General features: G+C 70.8%; 18 protein-coding genes. 16 read left to right on the top strand and 2 right to left on the bottom strand.

The window, feature by feature from the left end:
* Position 1 precedes the first annotated feature (1 nt).
* Together ACTJKO_RS03695 and ACTJKO_RS03690 are read right to left on the bottom strand one after the other, a co-directional pair.
* Positions 2–739: a YidC/Oxa1 family membrane protein insertase gene (locus ACTJKO_RS03695; RefSeq protein WP_440685774.1), complete on the bottom strand. Its 738-nt coding sequence runs from the start codon at positions 737–739 to the stop codon at positions 2–4.
* Between the two features lie 59 nt (positions 740–798).
* Positions 799–1083, bottom strand: a complete 285-nt coding sequence (locus tag ACTJKO_RS03690; protein WP_440685772.1) for a DUF6412 domain-containing protein — start codon at positions 1081–1083, stop codon at positions 799–801.
* A gap of 67 nt (positions 1084–1150) precedes the next feature.
* On the opposite strand from ACTJKO_RS03690, the gene ybaK reads away from it, so the two are divergent.
* The 16 genes from ybaK to ACTJKO_RS03610 all read left to right on the top strand — a co-directional run bounded on the left by ybaK (position 1151) and on the right by ACTJKO_RS03610 (position 16812).
* Positions 1151–1636 carry a Cys-tRNA(Pro) deacylase gene (gene ybaK, locus ACTJKO_RS03685; RefSeq protein ID WP_440685770.1) on the top strand — a complete coding sequence of 162 codons (486 nt, stop codon included), beginning with the start codon at positions 1151–1153 and terminating at the stop codon, positions 1634–1636.
* A 95-nt stretch (positions 1637–1731) separates the two neighbouring features.
* Positions 1732–4326 (top strand): ATP-dependent Clp protease ATP-binding subunit, encoded by a 2595-nt coding sequence (locus ACTJKO_RS03680; RefSeq protein WP_440685768.1) that lies wholly within the window; start codon positions 1732–1734, stop codon positions 4324–4326.
* Positions 4327–4965: 639 nt separating this feature from the next.
* Complete coding sequence (locus ACTJKO_RS03675; protein ID WP_440685766.1) at positions 4966–5145, top strand: hypothetical protein; 180 nt, start codon at positions 4966–4968, stop codon at positions 5143–5145.
* 127 nt (positions 5146–5272) lie between these two features.
* Positions 5273–5815, top strand: a complete 543-nt coding sequence (locus ACTJKO_RS03670; RefSeq protein ID WP_440685764.1) for an adenine phosphoribosyltransferase — start codon at positions 5273–5275, stop codon at positions 5813–5815.
* 64 nt (positions 5816–5879) lie between these two features.
* Complete coding sequence (gene thrS / locus ACTJKO_RS03665) at positions 5880–7898, top strand: threonine--tRNA ligase (RefSeq protein WP_440685762.1); 2019 nt, start codon at positions 5880–5882, stop codon at positions 7896–7898.
* Positions 7898–8467, top strand: a complete 570-nt coding sequence (locus ACTJKO_RS03660; RefSeq protein WP_440685760.1) for an HIT family protein — start codon at positions 7898–7900, stop codon at positions 8465–8467. The genes thrS and ACTJKO_RS03660 overlap by 1 nt, the downstream gene beginning before the upstream one ends.
* A gap of 12 nt (positions 8468–8479) precedes the next feature.
* A complete protein-coding gene (gene pdxS, locus ACTJKO_RS03655; RefSeq protein WP_440685758.1) occupies positions 8480–9391 on the top strand; it encodes a pyridoxal 5'-phosphate synthase lyase subunit PdxS in 912 nt (303 codons plus the stop codon).
* Positions 9385–9981, top strand: a complete 597-nt coding sequence (gene pdxT / locus ACTJKO_RS03650; protein WP_440685928.1) for a pyridoxal 5'-phosphate synthase glutaminase subunit PdxT — start codon at positions 9385–9387, stop codon at positions 9979–9981. The genes pdxS and pdxT overlap by 7 nt, the downstream gene beginning before the upstream one ends.
* A gap of 99 nt (positions 9982–10080) precedes the next feature.
* On the top strand, positions 10081–10845 hold the full coding sequence (locus tag ACTJKO_RS03645; protein ID WP_440685756.1) for a YebC/PmpR family DNA-binding transcriptional regulator: 765 nt from the start codon (positions 10081–10083) through the stop codon (positions 10843–10845).
* A gap of 7 nt (positions 10846–10852) precedes the next feature.
* The gene (gene ruvC, locus ACTJKO_RS03640) at positions 10853–11497 is read left to right on the top strand and encodes a crossover junction endodeoxyribonuclease RuvC (RefSeq protein WP_440685926.1); all 645 of its coding nucleotides are present in this window, start codon (positions 10853–10855) and stop codon (positions 11495–11497) included.
* Entirely contained in the window at positions 11494–12111 is a 618-nt protein-coding gene (gene ruvA / locus ACTJKO_RS03635) for a Holliday junction branch migration protein RuvA (protein WP_440685754.1), read from the top strand. Before ruvC ends, ruvA begins: the two co-directional genes overlap by 4 nt.
* Complete coding sequence (gene ruvB / locus ACTJKO_RS03630) at positions 12108–13145, top strand: Holliday junction branch migration DNA helicase RuvB (RefSeq protein WP_440685752.1); 1038 nt, start codon at positions 12108–12110, stop codon at positions 13143–13145. The genes ruvA and ruvB overlap by 4 nt, the downstream gene beginning before the upstream one ends.
* A gap of 90 nt (positions 13146–13235) precedes the next feature.
* On the top strand, positions 13236–13637 hold the full coding sequence (locus ACTJKO_RS03625) for a preprotein translocase subunit YajC (protein WP_440685750.1): 402 nt from the start codon (positions 13236–13238) through the stop codon (positions 13635–13637).
* 87 nt (positions 13638–13724) lie between these two features.
* Positions 13725–15473, top strand: coding sequence for a protein translocase subunit SecD (gene secD, locus ACTJKO_RS03620; RefSeq protein WP_440685748.1), 1749 nt, complete (start codon positions 13725–13727; stop codon positions 15471–15473).
* Positions 15473–16474 carry a protein translocase subunit SecF gene (secF, locus tag ACTJKO_RS03615; protein ID WP_440685746.1) on the top strand — a complete coding sequence of 334 codons (1002 nt, stop codon included), beginning with the start codon at positions 15473–15475 and terminating at the stop codon, positions 16472–16474. Before secD ends, secF begins: the two co-directional genes overlap by 1 nt.
* Entirely contained in the window at positions 16474–16812 is a 339-nt protein-coding gene (locus ACTJKO_RS03610; RefSeq protein WP_440685744.1) for a rhodanese-like domain-containing protein, read from the top strand. Before secF ends, ACTJKO_RS03610 begins: the two co-directional genes overlap by 1 nt.
* Positions 16813–16854: the final 42 nt, after the last annotated feature.

The following is a 16854-nucleotide window of genomic DNA, read 5'->3' as shown; positions in this document are numbered from 1 at the left end:
GTCAGGCGATGACGCGCCGGAGCACCGCGCGCTCACCGAGCGTCCACCCGGCACTCGTGACGACGTAGAGCGCTGCGGCGAGGGGCGCGATCGCCGCGAACACCACCGTGACGAACGGTGCGAACCGACCTATCGACGCCATCGCTGCGCCGCCCGGCACCCCGGCGTCCGGCACGGCGGCGGGGTTCCATCGCAGGTTCGCCCGCCGGGTGGCCTCGACCACCACGGCGAGCACGGCGAGCAGCAGCAGGACGACCCAGGCGTGCGCCCAGAGCGGCGAGGTGAGCACGGCCACGAGCGAGTGGCCGAGCGGGACGCCCGCGAGCGTCGCCGCGAGCAGGGTGTTCGTCGCGCCGTCGATCGTGGCGTGCGTGAACAGCGTGTACACGAGCGAGAGCACCGGGGCCTGCGCGAGCACCGGCAGGCATCCGGCGAGCGGTGACACCTTCTCGTTCGTGTAGAGCTCCTGCATCGCGCGCTGCAGGCGTTCCGCGTCCTTGCCGTACCGCTTCCGGAGCGCGGTGATCTGCGGGGCGAGCCGCCGTCGGTCACGTTCGGCGCGCACCTGCAGCACGGCGAGCGGGAGGAGCACGGCTCGCACCGCGAGGGTGAGCAGCACGACGGCGGCGGCCGCGGCGAGGCCCCCGGCGAGCGGGGTGAGCGCCGCGGTGGTCGCGGCGACGAGTCCGGCGCCGCCGTGCAGCAGCGGCGCGATGACGGGCAGGGTGGTGAGGTCCATGACGTTCCGATCGGTTCGGCGGGAGGGGTCGCGTGTGCGGCCCGGCCACCGGTCGGTGGTCAGGCCGGGGCGACGGCTCCCGGTGCCCGCGGTCGGGCGTGCCCGTCGGCGTCCGGGTGGCTCCACGCGATCCTCGTGGCCAGGTCGACCGAGGCACGCGCGGCCGCGACCCGGGGCACGGGCAGCAGTCCGAGCACGAGCGCGAGCACGGCGGCGACGAGGACCGCGACGGCCACGGCGGTGATCCCGACCGCTGCCGCCGCGAGGAGGGGGACGGCCGCGACCGAGGGGTCGCCGAGGACCAGCGCGGCGGTGACGCGCAGGAGCAGCTCGACGACGGTCATGGTCCGTTCAGGGTATCGCCCGCGTGCCGTCGCGGCCGAAGTGGCTGGTCAGGGCAGGATCGTGCCCATGACCGCAGGTTCGCCGAGCACCCCAGCGACCGTCGCCCTCGAGCGTGCCGGGGTCCCGTACACGCCGCACGTGTACGAGCACCACGAGACCGCCACGAACTTCGGCGAGGAGGCGGCGGCGGCCCTCGGGCTCCGGCAGGAGCAGGTGTTCAAGACCCTCGTGGTGTCCGTCGACGGCGCCCTCGCCGTGGCGATCGTGCCCGTGTCGAACCGACTCGACCTCAAGGCCATCGCGGCGGCCGTCGGTGGGAAGAAGGCGACGCTGGCGGACCCGGCCCTGGCGGAGAAGCGCACCGGCTACGTCGTCGGCGGCATCAGCCCGGTGGGCCAGCGGACACGCCTGCGCACGGTGCTCGACGAGTCCGCCCTGGCGTACCCGAGCATCTTCGTGTCCGGCGGCCGTCGCGGCTTCGACATCGAGGTCGCGCCGGCCGACCTCGTGCGGGTGACGGAGGCCACTTCGGCGCCCATCGCCCGGGCTTGAGTCGAGCCGCCGCAAGTTTCTTCCACGACCGGGAATGACCCGGCCCCTCCTGCGTTGCATTGAGTCGAAGGCACTCAAGTTCCCAGGAGGTCCCTTTGCCAGCAACGTTCGGCCCGACCGGCGGCAACGACTCGTTCGACGAGTTCCTCGCACGTCTGCTCGCGGCACAGGACACCGGGGCCCAGCGATCCGTACCGCTGGGACGCCCGGTCGACATCACCCGGCTCCTCAGCCGGCGTACCCACGAGCTGCTCCAGCGCACCGCCCAGTACGCGGTCGAGCAGGGCCAGCACGAGGTCGACGCACTGCACATCCTGCACGTGCTCGTCCGCACCGACCCCTTCACCGCCGTCGTCCGTCAGGCCGGCGTCGACCCGGAGCAGCTCGCCGACGAGATCGAGCAGCGCCTCCCGGTCGCCCGTGAGCCGCAGGGCGAGCCCACCGGTCGCCCGGCACTCACCGGCACCGCGCAGCGCATCCTGCTCGAGGCCACCCAGGCCGCCCGCGGTTTCGGCAGCACGTACACCGACCCCGAGCACGTCTTCTTCGCGCTCGTCATGGACCAGGACACCGTCACCGGGCAGTTGCTCGCGAGCGCCGGCGTCACCCCGCAGGTCATGCAGGACTACGCCCAGCAGGCCGCGGCAGCAGCACGAGAGGGGCGACCCATGCCCGGCACCACCGAGGCCGACCAGGCCCGCAGCGATTCCGACACCCCGACGCTCGACCAGTTCGGCACCGACCTCACCGAGCGCGCCCGCGACGGCCGCATCGACCCGGTGATCGGCCGCGCCGACGAGATCGAGCAGACCGTCGAGATCCTGCTGCGGCGCACCAAGAACAACCCCGTCCTCATCGGCGAGCCCGGTGTCGGCAAGACCGCGATCGTGGAGGGCCTCGCCCAGCGCATCGCGGACGGCGACGTCCCCTCGCTGCTCCAGGGCAAGCGCGTCGTCGCGCTCGACCTCGCCGGCATGCTCTCCGGCACGCGCTACCGCGGCGACTTCGAGGAGCGCCTGACGAAGGCCATGGACGAGATCGCGGCGCACGCCGACGAGCTCATCGTCTTCGTCGACGAACTCCACACCGTCGTCGGCGCCGGTGGCGGCGGTGAGGGCGGCTCGATGGACGCCGGCAACATCCTCAAGCCCCGCCTCGCCCGCGGCGACCTGCACATGGTCGGCGCGACGACGCTGAACGAGTACCGCCGGATCGAGAAGGACGCCGCACTCGAGCGTCGCTTCCAGCCCGTGACGGTGGGGGAGCCGAGCGTCGAGGACGCCGTGGCCATCCTCACCGGGCTCGCTCCGCGGTACGCCGAGCACCACGGGGTGACCTACACCGAGGACGCCCTCCGCGCCGCCGTCGTGCTGTCGCACCGCTACGTGACCGACCGGCACCTGCCCGACAAGGCCATCGACCTCATCGACCAGGCCGGCGCCCGCCGTCGCCTCGCGCTGTCGGGCGACGTGGACGTCGACGCCCTCCGCGCGCAGATCGCGACGCTGACCGCGTCGAAGGACGCGGCGGTGGCCGAGGAGCACTACGAGGAGGCGTCGCGTCTCCGCGACGAGATCGACGGACTGGAGGCGCGGATCACCGCCGCCTCGGAGGCGGACGCAGGTCGCGCCTCCCGTCAGGAGCAGGTGGGCACCTCGATCACGGAGGACGACATCGCGGCCGTGGTGTCGCGCGCCACCGGCATCCCGGCGACCCGTCTGTCCGGAGGCGACCGCTCCCGTCTCGCCGCACTCGAGGAGGAGCTCCACGAGCGCGTCGTCGGCCAGGACGACGCCGTGCGCGCCATCGCGACCGCGGTCCGGCGCAACCGGACCGGCATGGGTGACCCTCGTCGCCCCGTCGGCAGCTTCCTGTTCCTCGGCCCGACGGGTGTCGGCAAGACCGAGCTGGCCAAGGCCCTGGCGGTGTCGTTGTTCGGCGACGAGTCGGCGATGCTGCGCTTCGACATGAGCGAGTTCGGCGAACGCCACACCGTCTCGCGGCTGGTCGGTGCCCCTCCGGGGTACGTCGGCTACGACGAGGCCGGGCAGCTCACCGAGCGCGTCCGCCGCAACCCGTACTCCGTCGTGCTCCTCGACGAGGTCGAGAAGGCCCACCCGGACGTGTTCAACCTGCTGCTGCAGGTGCTCGACGACGGGCGTCTGACGGACGGTCAGGGTCGCACGGTCGACTTCCGGAACACGGTCGTCATCATGACGTCGAACATCGGCTCGGAGTTCCTCGCGTCGCGCTCCGGCGCACTCGGCTTCTCCGCGTCGGCGGACGGCGGCTACTCGGACGACGACCTCCGCGCCCGGGTGATGGGCAAGCTGCGCGAGTCCATGCGGCCGGAGTTCATCAACCGCATCGACGACATCGTGCTGTTCCGCAAGCTCGAGCCGACGCAGCTGCGGTCGATCGTCGACCTGCTGCTGCAGGACACCGCACTCCGCCTGCTCGCCCAGGGCATGACGCTGTCGGTGTCGGACGCCGCCGTGGGGTGGCTCGCCGAGCACGGGTACGAGCCGGAGTACGGCGCCCGGCCGTTGCGCCGTCTCATCCAGCGCGAGGTCGACGACCGCATCGCCTCCCTCGTCGTCGACGACGCCGTGACGGACGGCGACACCGTCCGGATCGACGTGGTCGAGGGTGGGCTGCAGGCGACCGCAGGGGTGGCAGCGGCGGTCTGACCCGACCGCAGTCGGAACGCCCCGGGGTCCTCACGGACACCGGGGCGTTCTCGCGTGCGACGGCATCGGCAGCGCCCGTCGCAGAATGCCGCTCAGAAGAATTGTCGAAAAGGGTTGCGCGGACATTGTCCGAGTCGATAGTGTGCACGAGCAGCAATCGACACGTCAGCACGAGACCGAAAGGGGGCCTGACATGTTCATCACCACGACGACGCCGTTCCGCGGAATCCGTGTGTTCAGCGGCTCCCTCATCCGGGTCCGCTGACGCGGGGCGTCCCACACCCGTCGACATCCCTGTCCTGAAGCGTCCGCGCTGAGTCCGATCTCGCGCGACGACGCCGGGAACGACCACCGATCGCGCTCGTCGCGTCACCCCCGTGGGTGGCGTCCGATCGTGCGTGGCGCAGGGACGGGAATGTCGGTGGCTGGTGCGACGCTCTTCCGCATCGGCAGCAATTCCGTTCCGCTCCGTCGGCATTCCCGACGTCATTGCGGAATGCATTCTCACGCATTCATCACCGCTGCCCGCGTTCCGGGCGGCACCGTCCTGCCCGCGCAGTACGTCACGCCCTGAAAGGCACCACCATGTCGACGAAGACCCCTGTCCGCCCTCCCGATACCCGCGCGGTGCGCTCGCGGGTGTCACTGTCCGACCGCATCGCGCTCCGCGTCGGCATGTCCCTCATCATCTGGAGTCGCCGGACCCGCCGCGAGCGTCCCGTCGTCGACCACCGGACGCGGCTCCGGCTCGACCGGGAGCGCGAGGCGCGGGAGGCCGCCTGGCTGCTCCAGACCGCCGCCCTGCGCCTCTGGCGCTGACCGCATCCCCGGTGGCGGGTCGCCTCGGCCGCAGCACCCTGTGGTCCGCGGCGACCCGCCGTCGGAGGGCGCTGGTCGAGCCGGGCCGGGTGCCCGACCCACGCCGCGCCTCCCGTACCGTTGTCGGGTGACCGAAACCGCAGCTGCCCTCGTCGAACGCCTGACTGCCATCGTCCCGGACTTCCCCTCGCCGGGGATCCTGTTCCGCGACGTCACCCCGGTGTTCTCCGACGCGGTCGCCTTCGGGCGGGTGTGCGAGGCGCTCGCGGCGCCCTTCGCGATCGGTGACGGCTTCGCCGCCGTCGCCGGCATCGAGGCGCGCGGCTTCGCGCTCGCGGGCGGCATCGCGGCCCAGCACCAGGTCGGCGTCCTCACCGTGCGCAAGGCGGGCAAGCTGCCGGGCGAGGTCCTCAGCGAGCAGTACGCGCTGGAGTACGGGGAGGCCGAGCTCGAGCTCCGCCCGGGCCAGCTCCCCGCGGGGACGCGGGTGCTGGTGGTCGACGACGTCCTCGCGACCGGGGGCACCGCGGCCGCGACCGTCACCCTGCTCGAGCGTGCTGGGTACGAGGCGATCGGCTTCGCCGCGCTGCTGGAGCTCGACGGACTCGCCGGTCGCGAGCGTCTCGAGCCGCGCCTGCGTGTGCAGACGCTCGGCGCCGTCACCGCCTGAGCGCTCCCGCGCGCCCCCGCGCACTAGTCTTGTCGCACCACACCGATCGAGGAGTCCCATCACCGTGACCGAGTCAGTCGCCCCGCCCGCAGAGCTTCCCCAGGCACCCGAGCCCCGCACCGCGACGACGACCACGACGGGCACCGAGCTCTTCGACGGCGTGCGCGGGGTCGTCGCGATCCGTGTCGACGGCGTCCTCAAGGACCTCGCGGCGTCGGTCGACGCCGGTGTCGTCGTCGAGCCGGTGACGCTGGACGAGCAGGACGGTCTCGACATCCTCCGGCACTCGGCCGCGCACGTGCTCGCGCAGGCCGTGCAGCAGATCAACCCGGACGCCAAGCTCGGCATCGGTCCGCCCGTCACCGACGGCTACTACTACGACTTCGACGTCGCCGAGCCCTTCACCCCCGAGGACCTCAAGGCCATCGAGAAGGGCATGGACCGGATCATCCGGCAGGCCCAGCGCTTCCGTCGTGTCGTCGTCACCGACGAAGAGGCCCGCGAGCGCATGGCGGGGGAGCCCTACAAGCAGGAGCTCATCGGGCTCAAGGGCGCCGCCACCGAGGGCGACTCGGGCGAGAGCGTCGAGGTCGGTGCCGGCGAACTGACCGTCTACGAGAACGTCGACCCGAAGTCGGGCGAGGTCGTCTGGCAGGACCTCTGCCGCGGGCCGCACGTCCCGCACACCCGCTGGATCGGCAACGCGTCGAAGCTCATGCGCGTCGCCGCGGCGTACTGGCGTGGGTCCGAGAAGAACCCGCAGCTGCAGCGCATCTACGGGACCGCATGGCCGGACAAGGACCAGCTCAAGGCGTACCTCGAGCGGCTCGAGGAAGCCGCGAAGCGCGACCACCGCAAGCTCGGCGCCGAGCTCGACCTCTTCTCGTTCCCGGACGAGATCGGCTCCGGGCTGGCGATCTTCCACCCGAAGGGCGGCATCATCCGCCGCGAGATGGAGGACTACTCGCGCCGTCGGCACGAGCAGGCGGGCTACTCCTTCGTCTACACGCCCCACATCACCAAGGGCGACCTGTTCGAACAGTCGGGCCACCTCGGCTGGTACAAGGACGGCATGTTCCCGGCCATGCACATGGACGAGGCACGCGACGAGGACGGCAACGTCACCCGCCAGGGCGCCGACTACTACCTCAAGCCGATGAACTGCCCGATGCACATCCTGGCGTACCGCTCGCAGGCCCGGTCCTACCGTGACCTGCCGCTCCGGATGTTCGAGTTCGGCACGGTCTACCGCAACGAGAAGTCCGGCGTCATCCACGGCCTCACCCGGGTGCGCGGGATGACCCAGGACGACGCCCACATCTTCACCACCCAGGAGAAGATGAAGGAGGAGCTGACCACGACCCTCCAGTTCGTGCTCTCGCTCCTCCGCGACTACGGCCTCGACGACTTCTACCTCGAGCTCTCCACGAAGGACCCGGAGAAGTACGTCGGCGACGACGCGGTGTGGGAGGTCGCGACGAACACCCTGCGCGAGGTCGCCGAAGAATCGGGCCTCGAGCTCGTCCCGGACCCGGCCGGCGCGGCGTTCTACGGCCCGAAGATCTCGGTGCAGGCCCGCGACGCCATCGGCCGCACGTGGCAGATGTCGACCGTGCAGCTCGACTTCAACCTCCCGGAGCGCTTCGAGCTCGAGTACACGGCGCCCGACGGTTCCCGCCAGCGCCCGGTGATGATCCACCGCGCCCTGTTCGGCACGATCGAGCGGTTCTTCGGCGTCCTCACCGAGCACTACGCCGGCGCGTTCCCGGCCTGGCTCGCACCGGTGCAGGTCGTCGCGATCCCGGTCGCCGCGGAGTACGGCGACTACCTCGACGAGGTCGTCGCGAAGCTGCGGTCGCACGGTGTCCGCGCCGAGGTCGACCACTCGGACGACCGCATGCAGAAGAAGATCCGCACGCACACGAAGCAGAAGGTCCCGTTCCAGCTCATCGCCGGCGGCGACGACCGGGACGCCGGCGCGGTCTCGTTCCGCTTCCGCGACGGCCGTCAGGACAACGGCGTACCGGTGGACGAGGCGGTCGAGCGCATCCTCACCGCGATCCGCGACCGCGCGCAGGTCTGATGACCGACGAGCAGGACCCGCTGGTGATCCGGGACGCCGCCACGGGCGCGGCGGTCCCGGACGCCTTCCAGCGGCTCTGGAACCCGCACCGGATGGCGTACATCGACGCCGGGCGTGAGGGCCGGGGGCGTGGTCACGAGGACGACTGCCCGTTCTGCGAGGCGCCGCGGAAGTCCGACGAGGACGCCCTCATCGTCGCGCGCGGTGAGCACGCCTACGTCCTGCTCAACCTCTTCCCGTACAACAACGGGCACCTGTTGGTCTGCCCGTACCGGCACGTCCCGCTCTACGACGAGGCGACGGCGGACGAGACCCGCGAGATGGGCGAGCTCACCCAGACGGCGATGCGCGTGCTGCGGGCGGTCTCGCACTGCGACGGGTTCAACATCGGCATGAACCAGGGCGAGGTCGCTGGGGCCGGGGTGGCGGCGCACCTCCACCAGCACATCGTGCCGCGCTGGGCCTCGGACTCGAACTTCTTCCCGATCATCGCCCGCACGAAGTCCATGTCGCAGCTGCTCGGCGAGACCCGCCGACTCGTCGCCGACGGGTGGCCCCGGCACCACTAGACTGTCGGCATCATGAGCGACAGCAGCAGCACCCCCGGCACCTCGATCACCGGCTCCGACCGCGTCAAGCGCGGCCTCGCGGAGATGCTCAAGGGCGGCGTCATCATGGACGTCGTCGACGCCGAGCAGGCCCGCATCGCCGAGGAAGCCGGCGCCACGGCCGTCATGGCCCTCGAGCGCGTCCCCGCCGACATCCGTGCCCAGGGCGGTGTCGCCCGCATGTCCGACCCCTCGATGATCGAGGAGATCATCGCAGCGGTGTCGATCCCCGTGATGGCGAAGGCCCGCATCGGTCACTTCGTCGAGGCGCAGGTGCTGCAGGAGCTCGGTGTCGACTACATCGACGAGTCCGAGGTCCTCTCGCCCGCCGACTACGTCAACCACATCGACAAGTGGAACTTCACCACGCCCTTCGTGTGCGGTGCCACGAACCTGGGCGAGGCGCTCCGTCGCATCACCGAGGGCGCCGCGATGATCCGCTCCAAGGGCGAAGCCGGCACCGGGGACGTCTCCGAGGCGACGAAGCACATCCGTACGATCACCAAGGAGATCGCCGCGCTGCGCAACCTCAAGGAGGACGAGCTCTACGTCGCCGCGAAGGAGCTGCAGGCCCCCTTCGACGTCGTGAAGGAAGTGGCGCAGACCGGCAAGCTCCCCGTCGTGCTCTTCACCGCCGGCGGTGTCGCCACCCCGGCCGACGCCGCGATGATGATGCAGCTCGGCGCGGACGGCGTGTTCGTCGGCTCCGGCATCTTCAAGTCGGGCGACCCGGCCAAGCGTGCCGCCGCGATCGTGAAGGCCACCACCTTCCACGACGACCCGAAGGTCATCGCCGAGGTCTCGCGCGGCCTGGGCGAGGCGATGGTGGGCATCAACGTCGCCGACGTGCCCGCACCGCACCGTCTCGCCGAGCGCGGCTGGTGAACGCCCGGCCCCGCGTCGGGGTCCTCGCCCTCCAGGGTGACTTCCGGGAGCACATCGCCTCCCTGACCGGACTCGGCGCCGACGTGGTGCCGCTCCGGCGGCCGGAGGAGATCGCGACGCTCGACGGCGTCGTCATCCCGGGCGGCGAGTCGAGCGTGATGGACAAGCTCTCGCGGGCGTTCGGCGTCGCCGAGCCCCTGTCCGAGGCGATCCGCGGCGGACTGCCCACCTACGGCACGTGCGCGGGCATGATCATGCTGTCGTCGCGCATCGCCGCGGGGATCCCGGGGCAGCAGACGCTCGACGTGCTCGACACGACCGTGCGGCGGAACGCGTTCGGCAGCCAGAACGACTCCTTCGAGACCGACATCCCGATGCCGGCGCTCGGCGACGCCCCCGTGCACGCGGTGTTCATCCGTGCTCCGGTGGTCGAGGAGCACGGTCCGGGCGTCGAGGTCCTCGGAGCGCTGTCCGACGGGCAGGTCGTCGCGGTGCAGCAGGACAACGTCATCGCCAGCGCCTTCCACCCGGAGGTCGCGGGGGAGGACCGCTTCCACCGCCGCTTCCTCGACCTCGTCCGGAGCGCCTGACGGTCCGGCAGCCCGGGGACGCGACCCGCGAGGCGGCGGCGATCCGTTCCTCCCGGCCAGTAGACTGAGTCAGATTTTCCGCAAGACGCAAGGAGCACCGTGTCCGGGCATTCCAAGTGGGCAACGACCAAGCACAAGAAGGCCGTCATCGACCAGCGCCGTGCCAAGTCGTTCGCGAAGCTCATCAAGAACATCGAGGTGGCCGCCAAGATGGGCGGCGCCGACCTGTCGGGGAACCCGACGCTCGTCGACGCCGTGCAGAAGGCGAAGAAGACCTCGGTGCCGAACGACAACATCGACCGCGCGATCAAGCGCGGCGCCGGCCTGACCGGTGAGTCGATCGAGTACACGACGATCATGTACGAGGGCTACGGCCCGAACGGCGTCGCGATGCTCATCGAGTGCCTCACGGACAACAAGAACCGTGCCGCGGCCGAGGTGCGGACGGCGATGTCCCGCAACGGCGGCACCATGGCCGACCCGGGCAGCGTCGCGTACAACTTCTCGCGCAAGGGCGTCATCTCGGTCACGAAGACCGACGGCCTCGACGAGGACACCGTCATGGGTGCCGTGCTCGACGCCGGCGTCGAGGACGTCATCGACCAGGGCGGCGGGTTCGAGGTCATCACCGAGGCGACCGACCTCGTCGCGGCCCGCACGGCCCTGCAGGACGCCGGGATCGACTACGACTCCGCCGACGCCGAGTTCGTCCCCGGCGTGAAGGTGCCGGTGGACGCCGACACCGCGCGCAAGGTCTTCAAGCTGATCGACGCGCTCGAGGACAGCGACGACGTGCAGAACGTCTACGCGAACTTCGACATCCCCGCGGACGTCCAGGCCGAGCTCGACGAGGACGAGGACTAGTCCGGTGCTGCGCGTGCTCGGGGTCGACCCCGGGCTCACGCGGTGCGGCGTCGGCATCGTCGAGGTCGCACCGAACCGTCGCGCCCGGCTGGTCCACGTGACGGTCGTGCGCACACCGGCGGACATGGCGCTCGAACAGCGGCTCCTCCGGATCGCGGACGGCATCGCCTCGGAGATCGACGACCACCGGCCGGACGCCGTGGCGGTCGAGCGCGTCTTCGCCCAGGCGAACGTGCGCACCGTGATGGGCACCGCACAGGCCGCGGGGCTCGCGCTGCACGCCGCGGCTGCGCGGGGCCTCCCGGTGGGCCTGCACACCCCGTCCGAGGTGAAGGCGGCGGTCACCGGCTACGGCAACGCCGACAAGCGCCAGGTCCAGACGATGATCGCCCGGGTGCTCGGACTCGACGAGGCGCCCCGACCCGCCGACGCCGCCGACGCGCTGGCGCTGGCCGTGTGCCACGCGTGGCGGCTCGGGTCGCCGGACGCCGTCGGCACGCGGGTGACGAACCTCACGCCGGCGCAGCGGGCCTGGCGCGACGCGCAGGGCGCGACGGTCGACTCGCCGCTGGCACGTGCCGCCGCCGCTGCGGCGCGGTCACCGCGTGGCTCGTCCGCGCCGTCGGTGGCCGCCCGTAGGCTCGGGGCATGATCGCGAGTCTCCGGGGCACCTGCATCGACATCGCCGGGTCCGACGTCGTGGTCGAGGTCGGCGGCGTCGGCTACGCGGTCACCGTCACGCCCGCACACGCCCTCACGATGCGCCACGGCGCCGAGGTGTTCCTCCGCACGGCGATGATCGTGCGTGAGGACGAGCACCTGCTCTTCGGCTTCGAGTCGACCGACGCCCTGCAGGTGTTCGACCTGCTGCGCAGCGTCTCGGGCGTCGGGCCGAAGTCGGCGATGGGCGTCCTGGCGCACATGGCACCCGCACAGGTCGCGAACGCCGTCGCGAACGACGACGACGCCGCCTTCCGCAAGGTCTCCGGCATCGGCCCGAAGACGGCGAAGCTCATCATCGTGGCGCTGGCCGGCAAGCTCGCAGCGTTCGAGCAGGCGCCCGCCGTCGCCGCCACGGGGACCGCCGCCCACCCGGCAGCGGTCGACGTCGTCGCGGCGCTCGTCGGGCTGGGCTGGCGTGAGGACGCAGCCCAGCGCGCAGTCGACGACACCGTCGCGAACGAACCCGGGGTCGCGGCCATGGGGACGCAGGCCCTGCTGCGCGCCGCGCTCGGCGCGCTCCGTCCCGCCGGGGCCGGCCGGTGAGCGGCATCACGGCCGCGAACGCCGAGTCGCAGGAAGAGCTCGCCTTCGAGGGTGCGCTCCGGCCGAAGTCGCTCGACGAGTTCGTCGGGCAGCGCAAGGTGCGGGGCCAGCTCGACCTGTTGCTCAAGGCCGCCGCCCTGCAGGAACGCACGCCGGACCACATCCTCATGGCGGGTCCGCCCGGGCTCGGCAAGACCACGCTCGCGATGATCGTGGCGCACGAGTCCGGCCGTCCCCTGCGGATGTCCAGCGGCCCCGCGATCCAGCACGCCGGCGACCTCGCCGCGGTGCTGTCGTCGCTCGTCCCGGGCGAGGTCCTGTTCATCGACGAGATCCACCGCATGGCCCGCTCCGCGGAGGAGATGCTCTACCTCGCGATGGAGGACTTCCGGATCGACGTGATGGTCGGCAAGGGAGCGGGTGCGACGAGCATCCCCCTGGACCTGGCGCCCTTCACCCTCGTCGGGGCCACCACCCGTGCGGGGCTCCTCCCGAACCCGCTCCGTGACCGCTTCGGCTTCACGGCGCACCTCGAGTTCTACGAGAAGGACGAGCTCGAGCAGGTCCTCATCCGGGCGGCGCACCTGCTGGAGCTGGACATCGACCGGTCGGCGTTGCGCGAGATCGCCGGACGCTCGCGGGGGACACCGCGCATCGCGAACCGCCTGCTCCGCCGGGTGCGCGACTACGCGCTCGTCCACCGCACGTCCGACGGCATGGCGGCGGTGCAGGGTGCCCTCGAGCTGTACGACGTCGACGAGCTCGGTCTCGACCGCCTCGACCGGGCCGTCGTCGAGACGATGCTGACCCGCTTCGACGGCGGTCCCGTGGGACTGAACACGCTGGCCGTCTCCGTCGGTGAGGAACCCGAGACCATCGAGAGCGTCGTCGAACCCTTCCTCGTCCGCGTGGGGCTCGTCACCCGCAGCCCGCGCGGCCGGATCACGACGCCGCAGGCATGGCGTCACTTCGGCATGACCCCGGGGCAGGGGAGCCTCGCACAGCCGGGGCTCTTCGACGACGAGTCCGACTGAACCGTCGCGGTCGGGGCGACACGCCACGCACGGATGTGTGCCCTAGACTGCTACGGCCCGAAACCGAGCAACCAGAGAAGGCATCGCATCATGGGTCAAGAAGTCATCCTCATCGTCATCGTCGTGGCGTTCGCGGCCTTCATGTTCTACAACAGCCGCAAGCGCAAGAAGCAGCAGGCCGAACTCGCCGACAAGATGGTGCCGGGTGCGCGCGTCATGCTGTCCTTCGGCCTCTACGGCACGCTCCTGTCGGTCGACGACGAGAAGGTCACCGCCGACGTCGAGATCGCGCCGGGCACGGTCGTCACCGTCCACCGTCAGACGCTCTCCCGTGTCGTCGACGACACCGCGTCGGACATCGCGACCACGGCCACGCCGGAGGACGAGCCGACCGCGTCGAAGCCCGTCGTCGAGCTCAACGGCGAGCCGGTCTACGGTGAGCGCCTCGACCAGGCCGAGACCGACGCGGCGAAGCGCAAGACCGAAGACTGACCCCTCGGCCGCCGGGTCCACCGACCCGGCGGCGACACCTGCCGCCGGTCTCCCGCCGTCGGTCCTGACAGAAAGACGAGACGACCGGTGGCACGATCGACACCCGTCAAGAAGGCGATCCGCTCGCTCACCTGGTTGGTGATCCTGATGGCGGTCCTCGCGGGGTTGAACACCGCGGCGTCGATCCTCGCCGGGTCGACCAAGGACGACAGCGGGAAGTGGTTCGCCGGGGCCAGCTGGGTCCCGGAGCTGGCCCTGGACCTCCAGGGCGGCACGCAGCTGACCCTCGCTGCCCAGAACACCGAGGGCGGCTCGGTGACGAGCCAGCAGCTCAACCAGGCCGTGAACATCATCCGGCAGCGCATCAACGCCACCGGCGTCTCGGAGTCCCAGATCAACACGCAGGGGACGAACAACATCGTCGTCTCCATCCCGGGCAAGCCCGACAAGGCGACGATCGACCGCATCGAAGCGGCCGCCAAGCTGACGTTCCGTCCGGTGCTCTACACCGAGGCGGCGACGAACACGTCCGTCGGCGACGGTTCGTCGAAGGCATCGCCCACCCCGTACTCGCCCCCGGCCTCCCTCGCGGCGACGCCGAGCGCGAAGCCGACGAACGCCAGTGACCTCAACTGGGTGACGCCGAAGCTGCAGGACCTGTACACGAACTACAACTGCAAGGCGCCGGACGACGTCACGACCGCGCCCGACGACGAACCCCTCGTCACCTGCGACCAGGACGGCGCGGCGAAGTACATCCTCGGGCCGGTCGAGGTCTCCGGTTCGGACATCAGCAACGCCACGTCCGGCCTCGCCACCGACTCGCAGGGCACCTCGACGGGCCAGTGGGCGGTCAACCTGACGTTCAACGGCACCGGCACGAAGGACTTCCGCACCGTCACGAACCGCCTGGTCTCGCTGCAGCAGCCGCAGAACCAGTTCGCGATCGTGCTCGACGGCTCGGTCATCACCGCGCCGACGACGAACTCCGCGATCACCAACGGCAAGGCCCAGATCACCGGATCCTTCACGGCCGAGTCCGCGAAGACCCTGGCCGACCAGCTCAAGTACGGTGCCCTGCCGATCAACTTCCAGGTGCAGTCGAACGAGAACATCTCGGCGACGCTCGGTACCGCGCAGCTCGTCGGCGGTCTCGTCGCGGGCCTGATCGGTCTCATCCTGGTGATCATCTACTCGGTCATCCAGTACCGAGCCCTGGCGTTCGTCACGGTCCTGTCGCTCGGCGTCGCCGCAGCACTGACCTACCTCGTGATCGCGATCATGTCCTGGCGCGTCGACTACCGGCTCTCGCTGGCCGGCGTCGCGGGTCTCATCGTGGCGATCGGCATCACAGCGGACTCGTTCATCGTCTACTTCGAGCGCATCAGGGACGAGCTCCGTGACGGCCGCGGGCTCGAGAGCGCGGTCGAGGCCGGGTGGAAGCGTGCGCTGCGCACCATCCTGGCGTCCGACTCGATCAACTTCCTCGCCGCCGTGGTGCTCTACATCCTCGCGGTGAGCGACGTGAAGGGCTTCGCGTTCACGCTCCTCCTGACGACCCTGATCGACGTCGTCGTGGTCGTGATGTTCACGCACCCGATGATGCAGCTCATCGCCCGCAGCCGGTTCTTCGGCGAGGGGCACCGGTTCAGCGGGCTCGATCCGTCCGCCCTCGGCGCCGTCTACCGGGGGCGTGCGCAGTTCCGTGCTCCGGTGGTGGACGGCAAGCGGCAGCGCAGCGCGGGTGAGGCGCAGCGTCGACAGACGATCGCGGAGCGGAAGGCCGCGCAGGCCTCGCGCGAGGACGGCACGACGCCGGACGGGAAGGACGACTGATGGCCAGCTTCAGCCAGTTCGGCAGCGACCTGTACACGGGCAAGCGCTCGTACGACATCGTCGGTCGCCGCAAGACGTGGTACCTCGTCGCGATCATCGCGATCGTGATCTCCCTCGCGGTCCCGTGGCTGCGCGGCGGCTACCAGCTCGGCATCGAGTTCACCGGCGGCTCGGAGTTCACGCTCTCCGACGTGAAGAACCTCGACCAGAACGTGGCGACGCGCACCGTGGAGTCCATCGTCCCGGACGGCATCCCGCGGGTCTCGCAGCTCGGCACGCACGGCATCCGCGTGCAGACCGGTCAGCTGACCGACCGTGAGACCACCGAGGTGCAGGACGCACTCGCCAAGGCGTACGACATCCCGGACAGCCAGGTCGCGGCCACCTTCATCGGTGCGACGTGGGGCGCGGACGTCCTCGCCCAGGCGATCCGTGGTCTGGTGATCTTCCTCGCCCTCGCCGCCGTGTTCATGGCGCTGTACTTCCGCACCTGGAAGATGTCGGTGTCCGCCATGGTGGCGCTCCTCCACGACCTCCTCATCACGGCGGGCGTGTACGGCATCGTCGGACTCGAGGTCACGCCGGCGGCGGTGATCGGCTTCCTCACGATCCTCGGGTACTCGCTCTACGACACGGTGGTCGTGTTCGACAAGGTCCGCGAGAACACCAGCCAGGAGTCCCACCGCACGTTCGTGCAGTCGGTCAACCTCGCCGTGAACCAGACGCTCGTCCGGTCGATCAACACCTCGGTCGTCGCGCTCCTGCCGGTGGCGGCGATCCTCTTCATCGGGTCGTACGTCCTCGGCGCCGGCACGCTCCGCGACATCTCGCTCGCGCTGTTCATCGGCATCATCGTCGGTACCTACTCGACGATCTTCATCGCGTCGCCGATGTACGCGCACCTCCGTGAGAACGAACCGAAGATCAAGCAGGCGGACGCGAAGAAGCAGGCCGCCGCGGCGAAGCGGCAGCGCTCGGTCGACGCGGCGGCGGAGGTCTGATGGCCGACGACGTCGACGTCGCCGAGGCGCTCCGTCGCCTCGAGTCCGGTTCGCGCCTGTTCGACGTGCGCGAGCAGGGAGAGTGGGACGAGGTCCACGCGCCGCAGGCGACGCTCGTGCCGATGTCCGAGCTGGTGGCGCGCTGGCGGGAGATCGACGGCGGTGACCAGCCGGCCATCATCGTCTGCCACTCCGGTGCCCGCTCCGCCCGGGTCGTCGCCGCGCTCGAGCAGTCCGGGGTGCCGGCGGTGAACCTCACCGGTGGCATGGTGGCCTGGGAGCAGGCAGGCGCCCCGGTGGTCCGCGACGCCCAGGGCGAACCGCGTCACGAGCACTGACCGGACGCGCGTAGTCTTGTCGGATCGAGCTCGGACACCGTC

This window comes from Curtobacterium sp. 22159 (assembly GCF_052045775.1).
In the GTDB taxonomy this organism is placed as follows: Bacteria; Actinomycetota; Actinomycetes; order Actinomycetales; family Microbacteriaceae; genus Curtobacterium.
Note: the sequence above shows the minus strand (reverse complement) of the source record. Positions and strands in the feature narration are given on the sequence as shown.

Excerpts from the sequence above, each read along its gene's own strand:
- ACTJKO_RS03695 (WP_440685774.1), bottom strand. The coding sequence starts at position 739 with ATGGACCTCACCACCCTGCCCGTCATCGCGCCGCTGCTGCACGGCGGC.
- ACTJKO_RS03690 (WP_440685772.1), bottom strand. The coding sequence starts at position 1,083 with ATGACCGTCGTCGAGCTGCTCCTGCGCGTCACCGCCGCGCTGGTCCTC.
- ybaK (WP_440685770.1), top strand. The coding sequence starts at position 1,151 with ATGACCGCAGGTTCGCCGAGCACCCCAGCGACCGTCGCCCTCGAGCGT.
- ACTJKO_RS03660 (WP_440685760.1), top strand. The coding sequence starts at position 7,898 with ATGACCGACGAGCAGGACCCGCTGGTGATCCGGGACGCCGCCACGGGC.
- pdxS (WP_440685758.1), top strand. The coding sequence starts at position 8,480 with ATGAGCGACAGCAGCAGCACCCCCGGCACCTCGATCACCGGCTCCGAC.
- ruvA (WP_440685754.1), top strand. The coding sequence starts at position 11,494 with ATGATCGCGAGTCTCCGGGGCACCTGCATCGACATCGCCGGGTCCGAC.
- ACTJKO_RS03625 (WP_440685750.1), top strand. The coding sequence starts at position 13,236 with ATGGGTCAAGAAGTCATCCTCATCGTCATCGTCGTGGCGTTCGCGGCC.
- secF (WP_440685746.1), top strand. The coding sequence starts at position 15,473 with ATGGCCAGCTTCAGCCAGTTCGGCAGCGACCTGTACACGGGCAAGCGC.
- ACTJKO_RS03610 (WP_440685744.1), top strand. The coding sequence starts at position 16,474 with ATGGCCGACGACGTCGACGTCGCCGAGGCGCTCCGTCGCCTCGAGTCC.